Here is a 22,978-nt window from a genome sequence, read left to right as displayed (position 1 = left end):
AAGAATAATCGTTATACCTTGTGCATGACGCGATCTAATACCATCAATGGTTAGCACAATGGCGCGCCTGTCTTAGCAAAATGCTTATCAGACAACGCGCCACCTTATACGCTCTGAATCAGAGCGGTAACCAAATCGGCTTAACCCGTTAAATTAATAACTGTGATTTTGTTTAAAGGTCTCTAAAGATGACTTTAAACGACCTGCGATATCATCGTTGTAGTTCGCAGTGTCATCAATCTCACGCATCAATTCACTTTGCTCATCATGCATATAACGTAGGTACGCTTCTTCGAAAGAACCAATCTTTTCGACAGGTACGTCAGCTAAGAAGCCTTCGTTTGAAGCATAGATAACGGCTGCTTGCTCAGAGATTGACATCGGCTGATACTGCTTCTGCTTCATCAATTCAGTCACACGCTCACCATGATCTAGCTGCTCGCGAGTTGCGTCATCAAGATCTGATGCGAACTGAGCGAATGCTGCTAGTTCACGATACTGAGCTAGAGCGGTACGAATACCACCAGATAGCTTTTTGATAATCTTAGTCTGAGCGGCACCACCAACTCGAGATACCGAGATACCAGCGTTTACTGCTGGACGGATACCTGAGGCGAATAAACTAGACTCTAGGAAGATCTGACCATCAGTGATCGAAATCACGTTAGTTGGTACGAATGCAGATACATCACCAGCTTGTGTTTCAATGATTGGTAGTGCAGTTAAAGAACCCGTTTTACCTTTCACTTCACCATTGGTGAACTTTTCTACGTAATCAGCGTTTACACGTGATGCACGCTCAAGTAGGCGTGAGTGTAAATAGAATACGTCACCAGGATACGCTTCACGACCTGGCGGACGACGTAGCAATAGTGAGATTTGACGATAAGCAACCGCTTGTTTTGATAAGTCATCAAATACAATCAGTGCATCTTCGCCGCGGTCACGGAAGTATTCGCCCATCGTACAACCTGAGTACGGTGCGATATACTGAAGTGCTGCAGGCTCTGACGCTGATGCAACCACAACCGTGGTATATTCTAATGCGCCAGTCTGCTCAAGCTTACGTACGACGTTCGCGATGGTAGAACGTTTCTGACCGATTGCGACGTATACACATTTAATGCCAGAAGCTTTCTGCGCGATGATCGCATCGATAGCCATTGCGGTTTTACCCGTCTGACGGTCACCAATGATAAGCTCACGCTGACCACGACCGATTGGAATCATGGTATCAACGGCTTTATAACCAGTCATTACTGGCTGATCTACTGATTGACGGTCGATAACGCCTGGGGCGATTTTTTCGACTTTATCAGTCATCTTGGCATCGATAGGACCTTTGCCATCAATAGGGTTACCCAAAGCATCAACAACACGGCCTAGCAACTCAGGACCTACGGGTACTTCCAAAATGCGACCAGTACAATAGGCTTTTTGACCTTCTTGTAGTTTTAGGAAGTCGCCTAATACTACTGCACCAACAGAATCACGCTCTAAGTTAAGCGCCATTCCGTAGATTTCACCTTCAAACTCAATCATTTCGCCGTACATGGCATCTTCAAGACCATGAATCTGCACGATACCGTCAGATACTTTGACAATCGTGCCTTCATTCTTTGCAGTTGCACCCGCATCAAGGTCTTGAATACGCTGCTTAATCAGATTACTGATTTCCGCTGGATTCAATTGTTGCATTGCCTTGTTTCCTTTAATTTATGATAACCCGCCCACTGACTTAAATGCTCTTACTATCACGCAGTTTTTATACGGCTGCGTTGATGAATGGCATTAGGCAGTTAGCTGTGTTTTTAACTGTTGTAACTTGCCGCGCATCGAATCATCAATGATTTTGTCACCGACTTTGATCGTAGCGCCAGCCAAAAGACTAGGATCAACCGACTCATGAATCACCACACTAGCATTTAGCGAGGCGGCAAGACGTGTTTGGAGCATGTCACGCTGTGCATCGGTCAATGGATAGGCAGAGGTCACGTATGCATCAAGCTGCTTTAAGCTGGTTGCCTTGTGACGGCGATAATGCGCATAAACTTCAGGAAGCAGTGCCAGACGCTCTTGTTCTGATAACTGTTTAACGAAGTTACTAAGTGCTACTGATACTTTTGGATAGCTGGCGTTGTTGTCTGGGCGAGCCGCTTGGGCCTCACCTAGTAACTGCTTAAAAGCAGAATCATCAGCGCTAGCTACTTGTGTATCATAAAGATCGATCAAAGCAGCTGACTTATGCTCAGCAGAAACAGCTGGATTGTCTAGCCAAGTACTGAATGACTTGTCATTAACAATGGTACTGGCAATAAATAAGAAGTTTTCCCACTCATTTACTACCCCGTTTTCATTGGCATAGTCAAACGCGGCTTTAGCGTACGGTCGTGCTAAGGTTGATAAGTCAGCCATTTTATCCTCACAATTACAGCTTCGCCGCCAGTTGGTCTAACATACTGGCATGTTTTTGCACATCGACTTTGTCTTGCAAAATCTTTTCTGCACCAAGTACAGCCAGTTCAGCAACTTGGGCACGCAATGATTCGCGTGCTTGATTGATTTCTTGGTCGATAGACGCTTGCGCTTGTTGACGAATGCGCTCGCCTTCCACTTGGGCTTGCGTTTTGGCATCTTCAACAAGCTGGTTGGCGCTCTTGTTCGCTTGCTCAATTAGAGCAGCAGCTTTGGTCTTTGCAAGATCAAGCTCCTGCTGGACATCTCGCTCCGCGGTCGCCAAATCTGCTTTTGCTTTTTCTGCGGCATTTAAGCCTTCAGCAATTTTACGCTGACGGTCATTAATAGCGCCGATAAGTGGTGGCCACACGAATTTCATGCAGAACATCACAAAGATTGCAAAAGCAATGGCTTGACCGATGAGGGTAGAATTGATATTCACGTGATCACCTCTTTGTTAATGAAAAATCAGTTTCATTGATCATATTTGATAGCCAAACTTTGGCTATGGTTAAGATACAAAATTCGACTACCAAACATTTACAACTGAGCTTTCTGATTAACCTGCTAGAGGGTTAGCGAACAACAATAGCATAGCAATACCAACGCCGATCATCGGAATAGCATCAAGAAGACCTGCTACGATGAACATACGAGTTTGCAACTGTGAACCAAGTTCTGGCTGACGCGCAACACCTTCTAGGAATTTACCACCTAGAATAGCAAAACCAATACCTGTGCCTAGTGCACCTAAACCGATAAGTAGTGCTACTGCGATAACTGTGTAACCACCTAATACTGGATCCATGGATGTATCCTCATTTACCTATTGAATGTCTAATTAATGTTCAGTTGATGATGCAAGCGACATATAAACTATCGTCAACATCATAAATACGAACGCTTGAAGTGTAATAATTAAGATGTGGAAAATAGCCCACGGTACTGATAACGCCCATTGAATCCAAAATGGCATTAGGGCAATCAGTATGAAAATCAACTCACCAGCATACATGTTACCGAATAGTCGCAAACCTAAAGAGATTGGCTTGGCTATCAAAGTAACAAACTCTAAGATAAAGTTGATGGGTATTAAAATAATTTGTACGATAGGGTTTTTGGCGCTAAACGGATGCAGTGTTAACTCACCGATAAAACCACCCAACCCTTTTTCTTTAATACTGTAGTAAATAATCAACGCAAAGACAGAAAATGACATGCCTAGGGTGATATTAGGGTCAGTCGTTGGTACAATCTTGAAGAACACGTGATGTGGATCATGACCCATCGCAGCGCCAACTTGACCTGCTAGACTTGGAATGAAGTCGATAGGCAATAAATCCATCAAGTTCATCAAGAAAATCCACACAAAAATGGTCAACGCTAGCGGCGCAATCAATTTTGACGTACCACTATAAGAATCGCGAACGTTGTTATCAACAAACTCAACGATCATCTCAACCGCTGCTTGAGTTTTGCCGGGAACGCCTGAAGTAACTTTTTTGGCAACCATCCAAAAGATGGCACAAAATAAAATACCCAGACCGATTGACAATAACATGGAATCAAGATGGATAGCTTTAAAACCCATTAACCCTGCTTCTTCAGCAGTATAGGCAACTTTCCAACCTTCGCCCGGCAGATAGCCGTACGTCCAATTCGTTAAGTGGTGAGAGATATATTCTGATGATGCTTGCTCGGATGCCATAATGTAAGCTTCTTATTAATCAACGATTTAATCAACTACCAAAAAATATGGTTGTCATCTGATGAGATTGTAGTATGTCTATCTGCCTTGTAACAAAGCAGGCAAATGAATCATGCTAACACGCTCATGTAACCAATAACATCCAACCCATAGCTCTATAACTACTCTGTTATTCTTAAATAATTAAGCGGAATAACCAATTTTTTTATTGCGGCGGCTCAATTTGATAGTCATGGATAAATTTTAGCTATCAAAAAAGGGCTTATGATTATTCATTAATAGCCCTTTAATGTTTATATCGAATAGGTGTCTGCTTCTGCCGATCTTTTCAGGCAAACGCTCAATATGGCGTCCAGAAACAAAGCAGTTAGCTGCCTATATTAATGCAGCGTTGTATTCGTGTAAAGTCTATTATGACTTTTTTATCCGCTGTATGAACCAGTTAGCGGCTATTGACCTTTGGTGGCATGGGTTTGCATCATTCGTTAAAATGTAAAAATAAAATTATAAGTAATAGCAATTAACCAAACTATCTATTATCTATAACACTATTTTTACCTTTTACGGTAATTTCAACGACTTATAGCAGTAACTTATAAGTCCATACCTTAACGTCAAATCAGTTATTTGTCATTCTTTTGGCTTTGTGAAGCTAGCCATAGAGAAGTTGGACGGCAGGATGACTTATCTAACGCTAATAGATACTTACTCACGTCAATACTGATCGTAAAGAGTACTAGCGTATGTGCCACAACATCCAACTGTGACTAATTTGCATTACCATAAAACCGATGAACAACGCAGGCGCTGCTAGGGGTTGTACGGTAATAAAAATTAGTGCGAAACCAAACACTGTCAGTAGCCATTTGACCATCTGACCTCGATATAGCTGGCTGACAATATGCCGGCGCGCGCGATATCCAGTATGCCAAAAGATAAAATTTGCAAAGACGGCTTGTGTGGCATAACTAAGTAGCGCACCGATCGCGGTACTTTTTGCTACTATCAGCCCACTGTAGAGCCAGGTCACATCTACTACCCAACCAATAATAATCAGGATAAATAAAATCCATGCTTGGCGTTTCAGGTAGATGCCAATCTCATCTTTTTGCGTGCGTTTGGCAGGCTTGGTCATCAGCAGCTATCCTATAGTATTGGGATAATGTCGCATATTTGCCACGATTTTATCCGTGACCAGTTTATCCATGACCACTTTATGCATGAAAAGTCACTATACAGACGTTGCCTTTTAACCAAAATAAAACGCCACTTATTATAGGGAGCGCGCGCGCGATTAGCAAGTAAAATATGCGTCTTATCAAGCATTTGATTGTTTAGCGCTAACGCTCCCTCTAAAAACTTAGTAAAGCCTAGCTATGGCATGTCCTCCATTCAACTGATAACAGTCTAAGTGGGCTAAAAATAGCTATGCGATACATTGACGGATTTGCTGCGCCATCGTCTGCCAGCCGCTAACAAAGTCTTGACTGTTACTCATGTCTTCAGCTTGCACGGTACTCTTTACCGGTTGTAGCTTAGCGAGCAACCCTTTAGCGGGTGCACTTGGACTAACCAAACACATTTGTTTGGCAGGACGCTGCTCATTTAGCCAGCGCAACTGACTGGCTTTTGGCGCTAAATGGTGATCGGTGCTAAGACTGCCGATGAGCTGTAGCTTTAAGCTGTCCTCCATATACTGATAGGCATCGTGATATGCCCAATAAGGCAATATTTTTGACGCTGTGCTCTGCTTTGTGGCAAGCACTTCTTTATCCAGTCGCTGGGCAAATTTTTGCGCATTGGCATGATAGAGCTTTTTATACTCAGGATTGGCATGGCTATGAATCACCGCCAGCGCACGGGTGATGGCTTTGGCATTTTGAGGATCGAGCCAAATATGTGGATCTAGCGTGCCAGCGATAGGCTTGCCTTTGATATCGCGCAGTGGATGACGGTTAAAGGCGTCAAACTTGAATAAGGCAATGGCATTGGGCGCGCTATTGAGACTGGCGGCCAGATTGTTCTCTAGTGGCTCGCCAAACCATACCACAAACTTGCTGTCTTGAATGGCTTTTATGTCGCCCGGACTAATACTGCCGTGATGCCCCACCTCCCCTGCTTGCAATAATTGCTTGGCAGGCGGCGCACCATCAGTCACAGCTTGACTCAACAAGAATAATGGATAATTACTCACACTAACGGTGGCTGCTTGAGCGCTTAACGTCAAGCAGCTTAACGCGACTATCCCAGTAATGAGCAATCGTTGTAGTATAATGAATGAGCGTAAAAAATAGCTGAAAAATACATTCATAGTAGGGTCTTTATTATTAAGTGAAGGCGACTTGCCTGTTTTGTATTTCATTATGTTATACTATAACAATGAAAAACGCCATCATAAAAAGGCGTCATATTTTTTAGGAGTTTGTCCTATGTCCACTACTTCATCGACATGCGAACATTTGCATGATGTGCAACACTTCACCGCGCATGATGTAACCGAGCGCTTGACGGCGGCAAAAGAACAATGCCGCATAAGTGGTGTACGCTTTACGCTACTGCGCCAGCAGATATATCAGTTAGTATTGGCTGCCAATAAGCCGGTTGGTGCTTACGACTTGATCACGCAATTGCAGCAAATGCGCTTGTCAGAACCGGATACACAAGATTCGGCTCTCACCAATCAGACGCCAAAAAACGTCGCACCGCCGACGGTTTATCGCAGCTTGGAGTTTTTGTTGAGCGAAGGTTTGATACATCAACTGACCTCCATCAATGCTTATGTGCCCTGCTGTCACCCACGCGCCCAGCATACTGCCGCATTTTTAATCTGCGATCAGTGCCAGCGGGTGCAAGAATGTAGCAGCTTACCAGTACAAGAAATGATGAGCTTTGCGGAGCAAGATGTGGGCTTTATCGTCGCTCGTAGCGTCATTGAGCTCAGTGGTCGTTGCCAAGCATGCCAGTAAAGCTTGCTGTATTTTTTTATTAAGTACTGATCTAGGTACTTATTATTCAGTATTTAGCATTAAGTATTCAGCCATTTATCATTTACCAATATATTAGTCACTAGCCTATGAGCCTACCCACTTCATCATCAGAGCAATCGTCTGCCTCTATTAGTCTGGATAATAAGACCAGCCAAACTAACCAGCTGCTGAGCTTAAGCGATATCAGCTATGACATTGGTTCGCAACGCTTGTTATCACATATTAATATCGATATTGCCGTTAACGAGACAGTCAGTCTTATTGGGCCAAATGGCGCTGGTAAATCGACGTTGGTTAAGCTTATTTTAGGGTTGATTGAGCCAACTAAAGGGCAAATGACGCCCCATCATCAGTTACAGCTTGGCTATGTGCCGCAGCGCTTTGCGGTACCGCCGATATTGCCATTACGAGTCTGCGACTTATTGGCGCAGGCCGATAAGAAACGCTTAACGGCTGAGCAACGCCAGTTTATCTTTGATAATTTATCATTGACGCACTTGCTATCACGGCAGATGTTGCACCTGTCAGGTGGTGAAACGCAGCGAGTTCTATTGGCCCGTGCCTTGCTAGATAAGCCCAATTTATTGATTCTAGATGAGCCGATGCAAGGACTTGATCCTGATACCGAAGTTTGGCTTTATCAGTTCATTGATGAGCTGCCAGATTTCTTACGCTGTGCCATGCTAGTAGTGTCACACGATTTGCATTGGGTAATGAAAGGCAGCCGACGGGTAATTTGTCTAAATAAGCATATTTGCTGCGAGGGACAACCAAGCGAACTTGCCATTAGTAGTGAGTTTCAAAAGCTGTTTGGTCATCATTATGAGCAGCCTTATGTCCACCAGCCGCACGCCTGTGAACATCACGCGCCAAGCGAGTTGTAATCATCGAAACCAACCGACCAAAGCAAAAAGCTGCTTTACGATCTTTATTTTATAAACCGTTTATTGGATACACATTATGAGTGCTTGGTTAGCCATTATTGCGCCTGCTTGGATTGCTGGCAGTATCTTAGCACTGCTATCAGCGCCCCTCGGTTGTTTGGTATTGTGGCGACGCATGGCATTTTTTGCCGATGCCTTGGCGCATGGTACTTTGCTAGGCGTGGCCTTGGCCGTGTGGTGGCAGTTGCCCATGGGCATTGGTATTGCTTTGGTGAGCGTGATAGTGGTACTAGGACTCGTGCTCATAGATGATGAGCGTTTGCCCGTCGATTCCGTACTGGCGGTGGTTGCGGTGTCGCTGCTGTGCTTGGGGCTGTTAGCGCTGACCCAACTGACCGATCAGCAAGCCAACGTGCTGGGGTTTTTGTTTGGTAATTTGCTCGAGCTTGATTGGGCAGACTTACCCTTAATAGGCGGTAGTGTACTGGTAGGATTAGGTTTACTCGCCTATATTTGGCCTGCACAAATTAAGCTTGCTACTCACGAAGCGTTAGCACGGATTCAAGGCGTCAACCCAACACGCCAGCGGCTATTTTTTATGGGTTTATTGGCAGGGTTTTGTGCCATTGCCCTGCAAGCGGTGGGTAGCTTATTAATCAGTGGCTTGCTGGTACTACCGGCTTTAACGGCACGTTTATGGTCAGCATCGCCAAAGCAAATGGTGGTTATCGCGCTGCTTATCGCTCAGCTTGGCGTGACGCTAGGTGTTTGGGGCAGTATTTGGCTAGATATTCAAACTGGTCTGTCTATCGTACTGATATTGGCTATTTTATTCTTTGTAGCGCTGATTTTATCAAAGGTGCTAACGGCAAAATTTTGGACGATGCGCCAGTAGAGAGGCTCTTTAAAACTTTGTAGTAGAGACTTCTATAGTCTTTAGCGAATCATTATCCCTTTATCCAACTTTATTTCATCAATATGCTAGAGCTTTCATTCGCTTTATGATATAAACTTTCCCTGATGCTATTAGCGCGATAGTTAGTAGAATGCTGTTATTAATGATAAATAGACGCTATAAACATACTAAAGTGTGTCATCAATAACAGTGACCGATTTATCCATACTCGTTTTAACAGCAGTACTTGTTTTGATTCGATAAGGGACTGACCCAATGCTAAGCTATCCTGCCAATAACATCAGTACGCCAGATCAACAGCTAAATGTGTTACAAATCACGGATTTGCACCTGTCAACACCCACCTCTGCGCTGGCGGATGAAGACATCGACAATAGTTCCGATATATTTGTTTGTCAGCACAGTTTTGAAAAAATCATCGAACAAGCATTGAGTGAAGATATCCGCTGTGACTTGATCGTGGTGACTGGCGACTTGGTCAATCAAGTACAGCCCACTATTTACGATCATATTTTTGAGGTATTGCAAGCGACCAACATCCCTTTTGCCTGTATTGCGGGCAATCATGATGTCACTGATGAGATCGGTAGCGATTTACCGTTTTTTCAGCGCGAACTCGTCGCCCAGCCGACCGATGCGCGTTTGCTCAGCCGACACGTTATTGAGACGGAGCACTGGCAATTACTATTACTGGATTCTTCTATTTCTGGCAAGGTGGCAGGAGAAGTGACCGCGACCGATATCGACTGGTTGTGTAGGCAGCTGCAAGGATGTAATAAGCCTGCGCTCATCGCCCTGCACCATCACGTTATCCCAGTAGAGTCTGACTGGATCGATATCCATATGGCAAAGAATACCGAGGCTTTTTGGCAGCATATGGCTCCGTTTGACCAATTAAAAGTAATCATTAGCGGTCATACCCATCAAGCGCAAGTACGCCATCGTCAAGGGGTCAGCGTTTATAGCACGCCGTCGACTTGCTATCAATTTAAGCCTTATAGAGACGATTTTGCTTACGATGAAAACGCGCGCCCCGGTTATCGTTGGTTGCAATTAGCCAACAATGGAGAGGTTGCAAGCTGGGTTAAAAGGTTGGATACTTGATGCCCAGTTTTATCGGCGTCAAAAACACCATGATTGCCCTTGTCCATATGTTTGATTTAATACAAAAAATTTCGTCCATATGGTTGGCAAAATCAAACTTTGCTTTATGATAAGTGAATAACGATACTGATAAAACCAAACCGCGTTAGAACGGTAACGCGATTAATCATCAGCAAAATTATAATAGCTAGGATGGCTACATTGACCACAAGCTAAGTTTTCACAGTCAGTCATTTGTCGCATTATTTAGACCCAGCCATTTAAATAAAAATATGCATAACAATATACCTGACCATTGATATAAACATATCAATATAACCGTACGATGAGTTCAGCTGTGTTACTTGTGTTACCAAGTGGTAAAACGTTTTATAAAGGGACAACTTATAGCGTTTGTTAAACTTATAACGTCTTGTCTTTTGATATGTCGTTTTATTGAATTAATTTGAAAAAGTAGGATACCCATATGAGCACCGTGACCACGAATCCGAGTGATGTTAAGTTTACTCCTTATGTGCCTGCCAAAGACGAAGAGTATATGTCTGATGCGCAGTTAGAGCATTTTAAGGCTATTTTGTTGGATTGGAAGCAGCAACTGATTGGCGAAGCAGATCGCACCAAGACTTATATCCAAGATGAGTCTAGCGCCATGCCAGATATCAACGACCGCGCGACTCAAGAAGAAGAGTTTGCCTTGACGTTACGTACGCGTGACCGTGAGCGTAAACTCATTCGCAAAATCGATAAGTCTATGGCAGAAATTGAAAACGATGACTATGGTTTTTGTGAAACTTGCGGGGTAGAGATTGGCTTGCGCCGTCTTGAGGCTCGCCCAACGGCAACCCAATGTATCGACTGCAAGACGTTATCAGAGATCAAAGAGCGTCAAAACCAAGGTCATACCTAAACACGCCCTTATGTCAGTGCAGATAAATGCGTGCTGACAGGCTCTATAATAACGAGCGACCATTTATTGGTCGCTCGTTGCGTTTTATAAATTCCGTTCTATAGATAGCTTTTTTAGTTTACTGACAAAATAAGCCCATTTAATAAATATCTTTTTACTCTGTTCTTCTTTATTCTATAGTCAAAATATCCTAAAGACGCGACGCTATTGCTGATATCAATTTTTTATCGCCTCTGTCTGCAAAAGTACAGCAAGCCAGAAGAATTAATATTAGCAGTGCGTGATGGTTCGATATTACTTTTCACTGACTATAGCTACATTCTACTGCTTTGATGAGTAATTACCTTGATAACCCCTACTTTCTACTTTGCAAACGACTCGTATTCATATGCCCCATCAGCAACCACTACCCCCTCCTATCGGCCGCTTTGCGCCTTCACCCACGGGTGAGCTGCATCTTGGCTCCTTGACCACTGCGCTTGCCAGCTTTTGCCATATCAAGTCGCTCGGTGGTAGATGGCTGCTGCGTATCGAAGATACTGATACGGAACGCTGTGACAGACAGTTCACTGAGCAGATTCTTATAGATCTAGAAGTGCTCGGGCTACAGTGGGATGGAGATGTCATTTATCAGTCTGAGCGTATTGATATCTATAACGACTATTTATCATCAGACCTGCTACCACTAACTTATGGCTGTCAGTGCTCACGTAAGGACTTGGAGCGCTACTGGTCTCAGCAAGCACAGCCATCTTCGACGACTCAAAACCTAGAGCCTCTACCAGCAGATTTGAATGCTACGGATATTAAGCAACTGCTACCCAATAGACAACACTACCCACGCTGCTGCCTCAATGCCAATCTCGATCGTCAGCAACACAAGCTGCGCATACAACTGCCAGACTATAGCATTGGCTTTAATGATGCTATTCAGGGCTTGCAGTGGGACAATCCACAACAGACCTTAGGGGATATGGTGGTGCGCCGCAACGACGGCATGATCAATTATATCTTAGCCGCCAGCCTCGATGACGGGCTACAACAAGTCACTCATATTATGCGTGGACTGGACATTTTACCCATGACCACGGCTCAGATTAGTATCATGCAGGCAGCTAATTTACCGGCTATCGATCACTGGTATCATCTGCCCTTGATATGCAATCCTGATGGACAAAAGCTCTCCAAGCAGAACCTTGCACAACCGATTGATACTCGCGATCCAAGCCAATTGCTAAAGACCGCTCTTGAGTTATTACAGCAGCCAGCGGTCGATAGAGATACACCAACCCGTATGCTAGCGCAAGCAATTGCGCAATGGGATCATACCCCGCTACAGGGCAAAAGCGTGCTTAATCTGCCTCATTATTAAAAAACAAAAAGCGCCGCTGCTGGCGACGCTTTTTGTCAAATAGTGGTCATCAAACATTAATCATGAAAATTCTTTTAACTTGCTAATTACCGAAGCGACTAATAATAACGGCACTGGCTTTTTTCGATCTCAGGGCTTTCTTTGTAAATCTTTAGCAGCAAGGCAACCATCACTAAGCTGATGAGCATGGATGAACCACCGTAGCTGAAAAATGGCATGGTCAAACCCTTAGTCGGAATCGCACCCATATTCATCGCCGCGTTAATAATTGTTTGCGCGATAAAGACCACACCGATACCAAAGGCGGTATAGCTCATACGCATCTGACGACGCTTGAGCGCGTTATAACTGATCCGCATTGCGCTACCGATAATGAGCGCCTCAAGCAGCAACACCATCGCGACCCCCACAAAACCCAACTCTTCACCCGTAATCGCTAATAAAAAATCCGTATGCGCCTCAGGTAAATGCGACAGTTTTTGTACGCTTTCACCATAACCAACGCCAGTAAACTGACCACGACCAAAGGCAATCAAACTGCGCGCGAGCTGATAATCGGTATCTTGCACATCGTCAAAGGGATCCAAAAACGACATCACACGTACCAAGCGATACTGTACCAACGTCACTGCCAGTACTGCTAACCCAGCCACCAAGCCGCCCAATGCCAAGAACTGCTTGTAAGGTGCGCCAGCGATATAAAATATCGCAAAAACAGTACCCACAATGACGACCAAAGAGCCAAAGTCTGGCTGCAATAACAGTAATAGCGTAATCATGCCGACCACTAAAAATATCCGTAAAAAGCCATCCCAGCCATTACGAACCTCAAAAGATCGGCGCACGACAAAGTCAGATACGAATACAATCATGACCAGTTTGGCCAATTCTGCGACCTGAAAGTTCAAAAATCCTAAATTTAACCAGCGCTTAGAGCCATTAATCGGTGTGCCAAACAAAGTTAAAAACAGCAAGGCTCCGGTAATCGCTAACAGGATAAACTGGGTTTCTGTCTTATATAAGGTTCGTAGGGACACCAAGTAATAAGGAAAAGCAGCGGCGATTAGGCCAATTCCCATATAGAGCAGTTGATTTCTAAAAAAATGCAGCTCTGTCATGCCGCGACTGAGCGCGAAGGGAATAGAGGCAGAAGCAACCATCAGCAGACTGAGCACCAGCATACAGCCGACACTCGATATTAAAATTGCTCGCGCTGATGGCATAGAAAGAATGCCATCTGAGCCAGAAGCTTGCTGCGATGAGGGAGACGAACGAAAAAGAGAGGAGAGGGCCATAATTTTATATACACTAACAAACGAAAAAACACGGCGTTTATGCAACGCCACCGTATAAAAAATATAAAGTAGATCGTACCGCACGGACCATAACAGCCACTTATACTAGAAAACAGCTCATTCATAAATTACTATTAGGGCGTGTCTTCAGAGAACACGCCCTAGAAAGACGACGCCTATCTTGCCGTCTATCCTAGAATCATCGACTTATTATCAACTGAATAATAAAATCGACAACTTGCCTGACTGATTATTATTGACAGTAGCAGTAATCTATAAGCAAAACAATCATTTATCAACAAAATGCGATTGGTTATTCGCTGCGGTGTCCGTAGGGCTATGTAGTTGCCAAATATTTGGCTTATGCTATTTAAATGCCTTTCTCTAACTGGCTGACCAGCTGGCTAAAATGCTCACCACGAGCGGCGTAACCACTAAATTGATCAAAGCTGGCACAGGCTGGCGATAATAACACGGCTTGCACTTGTGACAAGCTGCTTATAGTGACTTGCTGAATAGTGGCAAACGCATTTTCTAAGGTCTGGCATTGATGCAGCGCCACTTCATCGCTTAATTTAGCCGCGCGTAGATGCTGCTCAATCTGCTTGGCATCCTCACCAATAAACAGCACTTGGCTGACATATTGATTGATAAAGGGCGTCAATTCACCAAATTGTTGACCTTTACCCTGCCCACCTAAGATTAACAACAGCTTGCCGTCTTTTGGTGCATAGACCGCACCTAACCCTTCGATAGCGGCCATGGTCGAGCCAATATTGGTGCCTTTTGAATCGTTAAAATAATCAATACCCGCCGCAGTAGCGACATATTGGCAGCGATGCTCGAGACCTGTGAACTGCTGCAAGGTATTTAGCATGCTATCCAGCGGTAAGCCAGCAAGCTCACCCAGCGCCAAAGCCGCTTGTGCATTCAACAGATTATGACGACCTTTAATTGGCAGTTTGTCCGCTGATAGTAAGCGCTCGGTCCCGCGTGCAAGATAAATCTGTCCCTCTGGATCGGTGATGAGGCCATAGTGACCTTTATCAGGAGCATGGATACCCGTGCTCAGCCGTGGCAAATTGTCAGCCACTAACGGACGAGTCAGCGCATCTTCTCGATTGATTACCACCGATTTGGCACCTTGAAAGATACGATGCTTGGCCTGATGGTAACCAAGCATATCCCCATGGCGATCTAGGTGATCGGGCGACATATTAAGAACTGTTGCCACTTGCGCTCCCAAATTGCTCACCGTCTCTAACTGGAAGCTGGATAGTTCAAGCACCGCCAATTGCATGCCAGGATTGGCAAGGAGAGTAAGGGCTGGCACGCCGATATTACCACCGACGCCCACATTGACACCGGCATCTGCCGCCATCTGTCCGACCAAAGTCGTCACCGTGCTTTTGGCATTAGAGCCAGTAATAGCAACGATCGGTACGGTACAGGCTTCGCAGAACAGCTGAATATCGCTGACCACTGGAATATTGGCGCGACGGGCAGCGGCAACCGCATCGGTATCCAAAGAAATGCCTGGGCTAATAATAATCCGTGCCGCTTGCTGCAGCAATTCTGCATCTATAGCCCCAAATTGACGAATATCAACGGCTGCTGGCAACTGGTAGGCTAAGGTAGGCTGCGACTGATTATCAGTGACTGCCACACGGTAGCCTTGCTTGGTAAGATAGTTCGCGACTGACAGCCCTGACTGTCCCAAACCGACCACAACTTGTAGACCACTGCCCTTATGAAGTAAGGTTTCTGTTGCGTTAAGGGTGGTCATATCTCTTCCTCTTATTGGACGAACAAAATGGCATCAAGCACGCGCGTGGTTTAGCCGTCTGCATGATGCTATTAAAATGAAGATCATCATAACGGTATCGTTCAGATTTCGGTACTGGTTTTTTATGACTTTGTGCTATTATGCGGCTGTTTTTATATTGACTAGCTAATGCTATAATATCAGTCTAAACAGATATTTGGGCTGAGGGTTTTAGCTAAGTATTTTAGTTTAGCATGTTGTCACATTTATCGCGCTATTGTCACGCTTCTTCCGCAACGATTCATATCGCGGTCATGAGGTGGCAGACCCTAGCTGCGATCTACTTATGCGCTTTTGTCTGATAGATTATTTATCTCCTTCTACCGCGTTGCCCCATGGCGGCTCTTATACTTTATTTTAGACACTGTATTTTAATACACTATATTTTAGGCATTGTCATCGTATTGGCTATTGGTGAGCGTATTAGCGATACCCGTCAATAAATCGATGAGCGCGTTGCTACACCATCATCCGCAGATAATGGCGCAACCGCAGCATACAAAAACGTTTAATAGCACTGATTATAACGACTTATAACAACGCGATCATTTTATCACTGAGTAATGATTACTTTTTTTGCCTTTAACTCTATGCAGTTTACTTATGACATCTTTTTTTGATAGCTTACGTGACGAGTGGTTTTCCAATGTTCGCGGTGACGTTTTATCAGGTTTGGTGGTCGCACTGGCCCTGATTCCAGAAGCCATTGCTTTTTCTATTATCGCAGGCGTCGACCCAAAAGTCGGTTTGTATGCCTCATTCTGTATCGCCGTGGTGATTAGTTTCGTCGGCGGTCGTCCAGGTATGATTTCGGCAGCGACAGGAGCGATGGCGCTAGTGATGGTGGATTTGGTGGCTGATCATGGCTTGCAGTACTTGCTGGCCGCCACCTTACTGTGCGGGGCCATTCAGGTCGTTATGGGTATTCTAAAGCTTGGCAACCTGATGCGCTTTGTCTCGCGCTCGGTGGTCATTGGCTTTGTCAATGCGCTAGCGATTTTGATCTTTGCCGCGCAGCTCCCCGAGCTCAACCCGATGACTGAGCGTGTCGGGATGACCGTTTATATCATGACCGCAGCGGGCTTGGCGATTATCTATCTGTTTCCACTCATTCCAAAAATCGGTCGCGTGATTCCTTCACCACTCATTTGTATTGTCGGCTTAACCGCAGTCGCGATGTATATGAATCTCGATATTCGTAACGTTGGGAGTATGGGTGATTTGCCCGATTCTCTACCAGTGTTTTTGCTGCCAGATATTCCACTAAATTTAACGACGCTCTTAATCATTGCGCCTTATTCTATCGCGCTGGCCATCGTTGGGTTATTAGAATCGATGATGACGGCGACGATTGTGGATGAGTTAACCGATACGCCGAGCGATAAAAACCGCGAGTGTCGTGGTCAAGGTATTGCCAACGTGGTATCAGGATTCTTCGGTGGTATGGCAGGTTGTGCGATGATTGGTCAGTCAATGATTAACATCAAATCAGGCGGACGTACGCGTCTGTCTACCTTGATGGCGGGTGTGGTACTGCTCATTATGGTGGTGTTTTTAAGTGAATGGGTCAGTCTGATACCGATGGCAGCGCTGGTCGCTGTGATGATTATGGTCTCTATCGGTACTTTTAATTGGCAATCTATTCGCGAGTTTAAGACCCATCCGATGTCGTTTAACATTGTCATGCTAGCGACCGTTTTGACCACGGTCTTTACGCATAATCTAGCGTATGGCGTGGGTGTCGGCGTGCTGTTATCGGCGCTAGCGTTTGCCAATAAGATTGGACAATTCTTAACGATATTTAGTGAGTATGACGACAGTAGCAATACTCGTTATTACTACGTCCAAGGCCAAGTATTCTTTGCCTCAACGACGCAGTTCTTGCATAGCTTTGATACCAAAGAAGCCTTGGACAGCATCCATATCGATGTCAGCCAAGCGCATTTTTGGGACGTCAGTGCCGTAGACACCTTGGACAAGCTGGTCATGCGCTTGCAACGTGAAGGGATTGATGTCAAAGTGGTAGGACTCAACAGTGCAAGCCGCACCTTGATTGACCGCTTCTCTATCCACGATCGCCGAGATATTGGCTTGTTGGATTAAGGAATTAGATGACCAAACACTGCGTCTGCGTTATTGAACGGACGTTAATTCATGGTTTGTAAATAAACTATTATATTGGCATACCAGCTCAAGCGTTAGGGTCATCACAAATACATTGACCCGCTTGACGGTATTTTAATTATAAGATGATGTGGTGGCCTTATGAGTAACTTAAAGCCAGATAGCGTGATTGCCTGCTTAGACTGTCCGGATCATGTACAAGCCGTATTAGAGGCGAGCATGTGGGCAGCCCCTCGTTTGCAGGCTCCTATCGGTCTGTTGCATTCAGTACCAAGCTTGCAGCAAAAAGCAGCAGTCGATTATTCTGGCTGCCTCAATATCGATGACGAAAGCGCTTTATTGGATCAATTTACCACCAAAGAGCATTTGAGTAACTGTGAGCTAAAAGCCCAAGGCAAGCTGTTGCTGCATCAAGCCACTACCTATTGCGAGCAGCAGCGCCAAAAACTAAAGACTTATACGCTGCATCGCCACGAAAATCTCAATGAGAGTATCGATTATGTCGATAACAAGGCGCAATTGATTGTTATTGGTCATCATGTGACCTGCAAAGCAACGTTGAGTCAGCTTATTCGCTTAAGCCACTGCCCCATTTTGGTGACTCATGCACCATTTTTGCCCCCTACGACCGCTTTATTTGCTTTCGACAACTCAGCCACTTCTCATAAGCTGCTTAATTGGCTATGTAAAACGCCACTCGTTCGCGCACTAACCATTCATATCGTCATGGTCGGTAAAGACAACTCAGAAAACTGCGATGCACTACGTGAAGCTTATGCCCGTCTGAAGCAAGCCGGTATTAAGTCTAAAAAGGCATTGCTAGACTGCCGTGATGTGACAGCCGCCTTAAATTATTATCAAAATGAGCATAATATTGGTCTGCTAATGACAGGTGCTTTTGGTCAATCTCGTTTGCATGAACTGCTTAAAGGCAGTGACACCAAAAAGCTACTAGGCAGCACTAAGACCCCATACCTACTCTTCCCTAAAGCATAACCCCAACGTGCCATTTGCGGGCAGAGTATCCGTCTCTGCCCCTCCCACCTACTTTTACTCTCTACTTATTCGCGATACACTTTTATCAAATCATCACATGAAATAAAGTGATAGCCTCCCCAAGCGCTTAAAAAGTTGGTTATAATAAAGTTTTCGTTACTGCAACGTTAAAGGTTGATCTACTCTGCTTATGCTGATAATGATGCTCGTTATCGTTGTCCTATAAGCCGTATTTATTGTCAATATCTAAGCCACTTTTGAACCTATCAGCCGAATCCTACCTACCCCCTTGAGTAGGTTTGGCACAGTTCTTGAATGACTTAAGGTAAGCACGACAGTCATACGATGCACCGCAATGTCTATATCAACCTGCGACATCACCCATATAAGGAATTTTTTATGAAGTTAATCACTGCGATCTTAAAACCGTTTAAGCTCGATGATGTACGTGAAGCGCTTTCTGACATCGGTGTCAAAGGTGTCACCGTCACCGAAGTCAAAGGTTTCGGTCGTCAAAAAGGTCATACTGAGCTCTATCGCGGCGCAGAATACGTGGTGGACTTTTTACCTAAAGTGAAAGTTGAAGTGGCCGTTATCGATGAGATGGTTGAACCTGCTATCGAAGCCATCACTCGCATCGCTAGCACCGGCAAAATTGGTGACGGTAAAATATTCGTGACCGCTCTTGAGCAAGTCATTCGTATTCGTACGGGAGAGACGGGTCCTGACGCTATCTAACGCGCAGATCCACCTATAAACACAGATTTATAGGACATACCGATATCTATATTGCATATATTCAAGGGGGAATTAACATGCAAAATCAAATCTTTGAGCTCCAGTACGCACTTGATACGTTTTACTTTTTAATGTGTGGGGCGCTGGTCATGTGGATGGCAGCGGGCTTCACGATGCTGGAAGCTGGACTGGTGCGCTCAAAAAACACGGTCGAGATTTTAACCAAAAATATCGCGCTATTTGCCACTGCTTGTACTATGTATATGATCTGCGGCTATGCCATTATGTATGATGGCAATCTGTTTTTGAGCGGTATTGCAGGCGGTGAGACCTTGGTAGCAGACGCTCTAGCAGCCTCAGCAGAAAATGGCTTTGGCGGTGATTCCGTCTATTCGGCAGCCTCTGACTTTTTCTTTCAAGTGGTATTCGTCGCAACCTGTATGTCTATCGTCTCAGGCGCGGTCGCTGAGCGTATGAAGCTATGGGCTTTTCTGCTATTCGCGGTGGTCATGACAGGTGTGATCTACCCTGTTGAAGGCAGTTGGACATGGGGTGGCAAAGACGTCTTTGGTCTATTTAGCTTAGGTGATTTAGGCTTTTCTGATTTTGCAGGCTCTGGTATCGTACATTTAGCAGGCGCTGCGGCGGCGCTGGCTGGTGTCTTGCTATTGGGCGCTCGTAAAGGCAAATACGGTCCTAAAGGTGAAATACGTGCTATTCCTGGTGCCAATCTGCCATTAGCAGCACTTGGAACCCTTATCTTATGGATGGGCTGGTTCGGCTTTAACGGTGGTTCTGTCCTCAAGCTCGGCGATATCGCCAGTGCCAACTCTGTCGCCATGGTGTTCTTGAATACCAATGCTGCCGCAGCAGGCGGAGCGATAGGTGCCTTATTAGTAGCGCGACTTATCTTTGGCAAGGCTGACTTGACCATGCTCCTCAATGGTGCATTGGCAGGTTTGGTTGCCATTACTGCAGAACCCTCTACACCCTCTGCGCTACAAGCAACACTGTTTGGTCTAATTGCAGGCGTCATCGTTGTCTTAGCCATTCTTGCTTTAGATAAAATGAAAATTGATGATCCAGTCGGTGCTATTTCGGTGCACGGCGTGGTTGGGCTATTCGGTCTACTGATTGTTCCTATTACCAATCCAGCGACTACTTTCGTTGGTCAAGTTGCGGGTGCAGCTACTATCTTTGCTTGGGTATTTATTGCCAGCCTGATCGTTTGGTCAATCATTAAAGTAGTGATGGGTCTGCGTATCTCGGAAGAAGATGAATATGAAGGTGGCGATATCGCTGAATGCGGTATGGAAGCATATCCAGAGTTCGTCAGATAATCAGTTAGTATTTGCATAAAATTAAAGCATAAAAAATCCCGCAACACCTTTCGGTAATGCGGGATTTTTTTGTGCTTTATAAATGGGTTTTCTATTTATAAGTTAACTTTTTATAAAGCAAGTAATAACCTAGTTTGATTCACCCTAGCTTATTTCTTTTTCCATTCTTGACTTCGTGAGAATGGACCGATATAACCTTTTAGCTTCAATGTACTGCCACTCAGTTGTGCAGTCATACGATAATCTTTACCTTTTTCAGGATCTGTAATCGTACCGCCACTATACTTACCACCACCGTCAGCTTTGAGGCCTTTGATGATAGTTGTACCAACGTGTTTTTGACCTTTGGCTGAGTTGGTAGCAATGAGCTTACCTGTCAACACGCCATTTGACTCAGTGATTTTTACTGTGCCTTTTGGCTTGCCTTCATCATAAGTCTGCCAAGTGGTATTGGCTAAAGGATCAGCGGCGAATGCCATGCTTGCTATACCGATACCTGCAACTGCTAAAGTGGTTTTTGTAAATAATTTCATAGACTGACTCCCTTCATACAATGATTACTCGAAACGTTATGTTTCTGATCTCCTATGCTTATCCTTCGCTAAAATCTTTATTCCGAGCTTTACAGTTAACTACTATTTGATAGTGGTCGAATGTAATGGTAAATAAGCTGTTCATTAAAAACTTAAACGACATAAGCGATGTCTTGACCCATTATAAGCAATTTTAAGCTTTTGCCTAGTAATTTTTTTATAGTTTATTATTTCTATAAAAAAAGAACTATATCAAACAGTTACAAGAAAGGATTGTCTATATTTTTGTCCAATTGGTCATCTTTTTCTTTTGACTTGCCGTCATTATTGTTGTATTCGACATTACTTTCAAAAGCTTGCAGAATCGTAGTCGTCAGCTCGTGTAAGCGTTGTGCTTGCTCATATCCAGCGCTATCAGGCGTCAAATCAATATCACCATAGATAATAATTTTATCTTTTTGATTTTCGATGACTAGCTCACCGATTTGCATACTTTGGTGATTATTAGCAAATGGTTCAATCATTTGAGTCTCCTTTCTATTAACAGCATCTTACGTGATTTTTCAATAGCGTACACTTTTAGTTACATTTAAAGGAGTTATGCCTGTAATTGGGCAATTAACCATTCGAGAATTGCCCAGACAAATAGCATCCAAGCAGGTTCTTCAGCAGATACATCGGGCAAATCCGAACTTTCACCAGCCTTTAGTGGCAGATCAAACGCCTCTGCTTTGGTTTGAGAATCGAGCACTGGTAGGACATCGATGCCTGTTTTGGCAGTTAATTGGTCAATACTTATAATCTCTATACGCTCTGATTCATCATTTGGCGCATAGTACACCCCTGCTTGATTGGTTGCGGGAATATAAACCGCTTTAAAAAAATGACTGGGTACGAGTACACGGTCAGCAAGCTGTTTGGTTTTTTTATTCGTGAACGCCACACCAGTAACGGTATAAACCTCACCATATTGCTGGGTCAAATAGCGGGTCGCCGACTCTATATTACGCCAAATATAGCGGTTATTGCGTGGAGATTGCGGGGCAATATTAGCGAGACTAAAACTATCATACTGTTGGCTGCGCGTGGCCATATTGGCATTAGGGGCGATATGGCCACGATCATAGCCAGAGCCTGAATAATCAGACAGCGAGGCACGTGCGGATTTTGGTAGTCGACTCTCTTCATGAAAGCTGTCTTCACGATCGATTTCTTTGGCTTGATTTAAGCGCTTGCGCGTCAGATGCTCAGCTGACCACAGCGGTGTACGCGAAACGCCCGAATACATAGTGGCAAAACCGTCCATGCATAATGCTTGGGTGTTATTGCTGAGCTTGGTATTGGTAAATTCGGGATAAATACCACCATAAAAAGATTGGCTACACTGGGTAAAGTCATCGGCCTGCGCTGAAGTAATACCGACCACGACAGCCATTACTGTCACTATTGCGCTACTTTTAAGGCTGCATTTAAGCCTAGCAAAACTTATCATTCAACTTTCAACCATCTGTGCTTGTTATTACGTATGCGCTATCCTAGCAGGCAGCCAACAATAAAGAAAGATAAGGCGTAAACCGTGACATTTTAAATGCTATCCGCTATACTAGGCGGTCTAAAATGTACGGACAACTGATTATTTTTCGTTTTAATAATAATCAAGCAAAACTGTCTGCTATATCAAAACGGTGACGTGGGTGAGTGGCTGAAACCGCACGCCTGGAAAGTGTGTATACGTTCATAGCGTATCGAGAGTTCGAATCTCTCCGTCACCGCCAATCTTATCAAATGCTAG

Annotated in this window: 22 protein-coding genes and 1 tRNA gene; 11 read left to right on the top strand and 12 right to left on the bottom strand. The window is 44.5% G+C overall.

Annotated features, from left to right (window positions below):
* Positions 1 to 153: 153 nt before the first annotated feature.
* The 7 genes from atpA to AAEY80_RS07325 form a co-directional block, all read right to left on the bottom strand.
* On the bottom strand, positions 154 to 1,698 hold the full coding sequence (gene atpA, locus AAEY80_RS07355) for a F0F1 ATP synthase subunit alpha (protein ID WP_201566423.1): 1,545 nt from the start codon (positions 1,696 to 1,698) through the stop codon (positions 154 to 156).
* 93 nt (positions 1,699 to 1,791) lie between these two features.
* A complete protein-coding gene (locus AAEY80_RS07350) occupies positions 1,792 to 2,415 on the bottom strand; it encodes a F0F1 ATP synthase subunit delta (RefSeq protein ID WP_101211244.1) in 624 nt (207 codons plus the stop codon).
* 13 nt (positions 2,416 to 2,428) lie between these two features.
* Positions 2,429 to 2,899, bottom strand: a complete 471-nt coding sequence (locus AAEY80_RS07345; RefSeq protein WP_173240358.1) for a F0F1 ATP synthase subunit B — start codon at positions 2,897 to 2,899, stop codon at positions 2,429 to 2,431.
* Positions 2,900 to 3,016: 117 nt separating this feature from the next.
* The gene (atpE, locus tag AAEY80_RS07340) at positions 3,017 to 3,265 is read right to left on the bottom strand and encodes a F0F1 ATP synthase subunit C (RefSeq protein WP_010197960.1); all 249 of its coding nucleotides are present in this window, start codon (positions 3,263 to 3,265) and stop codon (positions 3,017 to 3,019) included.
* Between the two features lie 33 nt (positions 3,266 to 3,298).
* Positions 3,299 to 4,165 carry a F0F1 ATP synthase subunit A gene (gene atpB / locus AAEY80_RS07335; RefSeq protein ID WP_350588131.1) on the bottom strand — a complete coding sequence of 289 codons (867 nt, stop codon included), beginning with the start codon at positions 4,163 to 4,165 and terminating at the stop codon, positions 3,299 to 3,301.
* Between the two features lie 736 nt (positions 4,166 to 4,901).
* A complete protein-coding gene (locus tag AAEY80_RS07330; protein ID WP_350588130.1) occupies positions 4,902 to 5,300 on the bottom strand; it encodes an ATP synthase subunit I in 399 nt (132 codons plus the stop codon).
* Between the two features lie 291 nt (positions 5,301 to 5,591).
* Positions 5,592 to 6,476 carry a metal ABC transporter solute-binding protein, Zn/Mn family gene (locus AAEY80_RS07325; RefSeq protein ID WP_227675041.1) on the bottom strand — a complete coding sequence of 295 codons (885 nt, stop codon included), beginning with the start codon at positions 6,474 to 6,476 and terminating at the stop codon, positions 5,592 to 5,594.
* A 118-nt stretch (positions 6,477 to 6,594) separates the two neighbouring features.
* Between AAEY80_RS07325 and AAEY80_RS07320 the strand changes: the two genes are divergently transcribed.
* The 6 genes from AAEY80_RS07320 to gluQRS all read left to right on the top strand — a co-directional run bounded on the left by AAEY80_RS07320 (position 6,595) and on the right by gluQRS (position 12,335).
* Positions 6,595 to 7,131: a Fur family transcriptional regulator gene (locus AAEY80_RS07320; protein ID WP_025651442.1), complete on the top strand. Its 537-nt coding sequence runs from the start codon at positions 6,595 to 6,597 to the stop codon at positions 7,129 to 7,131.
* 107 nt (positions 7,132 to 7,238) lie between these two features.
* The gene (locus tag AAEY80_RS07315; protein WP_025651443.1) at positions 7,239 to 8,036 is read left to right on the top strand and encodes a metal ABC transporter ATP-binding protein; all 798 of its coding nucleotides are present in this window, start codon (positions 7,239 to 7,241) and stop codon (positions 8,034 to 8,036) included.
* Positions 8,037 to 8,112: 76 nt separating this feature from the next.
* Entirely contained in the window at positions 8,113 to 8,931 is an 819-nt protein-coding gene (locus tag AAEY80_RS07310; protein ID WP_025651444.1) for a metal ABC transporter permease, read from the top strand.
* Positions 8,932 to 9,207: 276 nt separating this feature from the next.
* Positions 9,208 to 10,056: a metallophosphoesterase gene (locus tag AAEY80_RS07305; RefSeq protein ID WP_201566425.1), complete on the top strand. Its 849-nt coding sequence runs from the start codon at positions 9,208 to 9,210 to the stop codon at positions 10,054 to 10,056.
* 466 nt (positions 10,057 to 10,522) lie between these two features.
* Entirely contained in the window at positions 10,523 to 10,963 is a 441-nt protein-coding gene (gene dksA / locus AAEY80_RS07300) for an RNA polymerase-binding protein DksA (protein WP_173240364.1), read from the top strand.
* Positions 10,964 to 11,351: 388 nt separating this feature from the next.
* Entirely contained in the window at positions 11,352 to 12,335 is a 984-nt protein-coding gene (gluQRS, locus tag AAEY80_RS07295) for a tRNA glutamyl-Q(34) synthetase GluQRS (RefSeq protein ID WP_201566427.1), read from the top strand.
* A 98-nt stretch (positions 12,336 to 12,433) separates the two neighbouring features.
* Here the strand turns inward: gluQRS and ftsW are convergent, their stop codons facing one another.
* Together ftsW and murD are read right to left on the bottom strand one after the other, a co-directional pair.
* Entirely contained in the window at positions 12,434 to 13,630 is a 1,197-nt protein-coding gene (gene ftsW / locus AAEY80_RS07290) for a putative lipid II flippase FtsW (protein WP_198551964.1), read from the bottom strand.
* A gap of 370 nt (positions 13,631 to 14,000) precedes the next feature.
* Positions 14,001 to 15,416 carry a UDP-N-acetylmuramoyl-L-alanine--D-glutamate ligase gene (murD, locus tag AAEY80_RS07285; protein WP_201566428.1) on the bottom strand — a complete coding sequence of 472 codons (1,416 nt, stop codon included), beginning with the start codon at positions 15,414 to 15,416 and terminating at the stop codon, positions 14,001 to 14,003.
* 642 nt (positions 15,417 to 16,058) lie between these two features.
* Between murD and AAEY80_RS07280 the strand changes: the two genes are divergently transcribed.
* The 4 genes from AAEY80_RS07280 (at position 16,059) to AAEY80_RS07265 (ending at position 20,653) form a co-directional block, all read left to right on the top strand.
* The gene (locus AAEY80_RS07280) at positions 16,059 to 17,558 is read left to right on the top strand and encodes a SulP family inorganic anion transporter (protein ID WP_101211251.1); all 1,500 of its coding nucleotides are present in this window, start codon (positions 16,059 to 16,061) and stop codon (positions 17,556 to 17,558) included.
* A gap of 162 nt (positions 17,559 to 17,720) precedes the next feature.
* Positions 17,721 to 18,575, top strand: a complete 855-nt coding sequence (locus AAEY80_RS07275) for a putative universal stress family protein (RefSeq protein ID WP_025651452.1) — start codon at positions 17,721 to 17,723, stop codon at positions 18,573 to 18,575.
* A gap of 399 nt (positions 18,576 to 18,974) precedes the next feature.
* Complete coding sequence (locus AAEY80_RS07270; protein ID WP_010197981.1) at positions 18,975 to 19,313, top strand: P-II family nitrogen regulator; 339 nt, start codon at positions 18,975 to 18,977, stop codon at positions 19,311 to 19,313.
* A gap of 77 nt (positions 19,314 to 19,390) precedes the next feature.
* The gene (locus tag AAEY80_RS07265; RefSeq protein WP_025651453.1) at positions 19,391 to 20,653 is read left to right on the top strand and encodes an ammonium transporter AmtB; all 1,263 of its coding nucleotides are present in this window, start codon (positions 19,391 to 19,393) and stop codon (positions 20,651 to 20,653) included.
* A gap of 149 nt (positions 20,654 to 20,802) precedes the next feature.
* On the opposite strand, the gene AAEY80_RS07260 is transcribed toward AAEY80_RS07265, so the two are convergent.
* From AAEY80_RS07260 to AAEY80_RS07250, 3 genes are all read right to left on the bottom strand, one after another.
* Positions 20,803 to 21,186 (bottom strand): DUF2147 domain-containing protein, encoded by a 384-nt coding sequence (locus AAEY80_RS07260; RefSeq protein WP_025651454.1) that lies wholly within the window; start codon positions 21,184 to 21,186, stop codon positions 20,803 to 20,805.
* Positions 21,187 to 21,446: 260 nt separating this feature from the next.
* Positions 21,447 to 21,710 (bottom strand): hypothetical protein, encoded by a 264-nt coding sequence (locus AAEY80_RS07255; RefSeq protein WP_025651455.1) that lies wholly within the window; start codon positions 21,708 to 21,710, stop codon positions 21,447 to 21,449.
* A 74-nt stretch (positions 21,711 to 21,784) separates the two neighbouring features.
* Positions 21,785 to 22,621, bottom strand: a complete 837-nt coding sequence (locus AAEY80_RS07250) for a DNA/RNA non-specific endonuclease (protein WP_227502404.1) — start codon at positions 22,619 to 22,621, stop codon at positions 21,785 to 21,787.
* 249 nt (positions 22,622 to 22,870) lie between these two features.
* Between AAEY80_RS07250 and AAEY80_RS07245 the strand changes: the two genes are divergently transcribed.
* Positions 22,871 to 22,961: transfer RNA gene (locus AAEY80_RS07245), tRNA-Ser, on the top strand.
* The last annotated feature ends 17 nt before the right edge of the window (positions 22,962 to 22,978 follow it).

This window comes from Psychrobacter sp. 78a-MNA-CIBAN-0178 (assembly GCF_040309625.1).
GTDB lineage: Bacteria > Pseudomonadota > Gammaproteobacteria > Pseudomonadales > Moraxellaceae > Psychrobacter > Psychrobacter okhotskensis.
The sequence above is the reverse complement of the archived record's forward strand: the minus strand, read 5'-3'. Positions and strand labels throughout refer to the sequence as shown.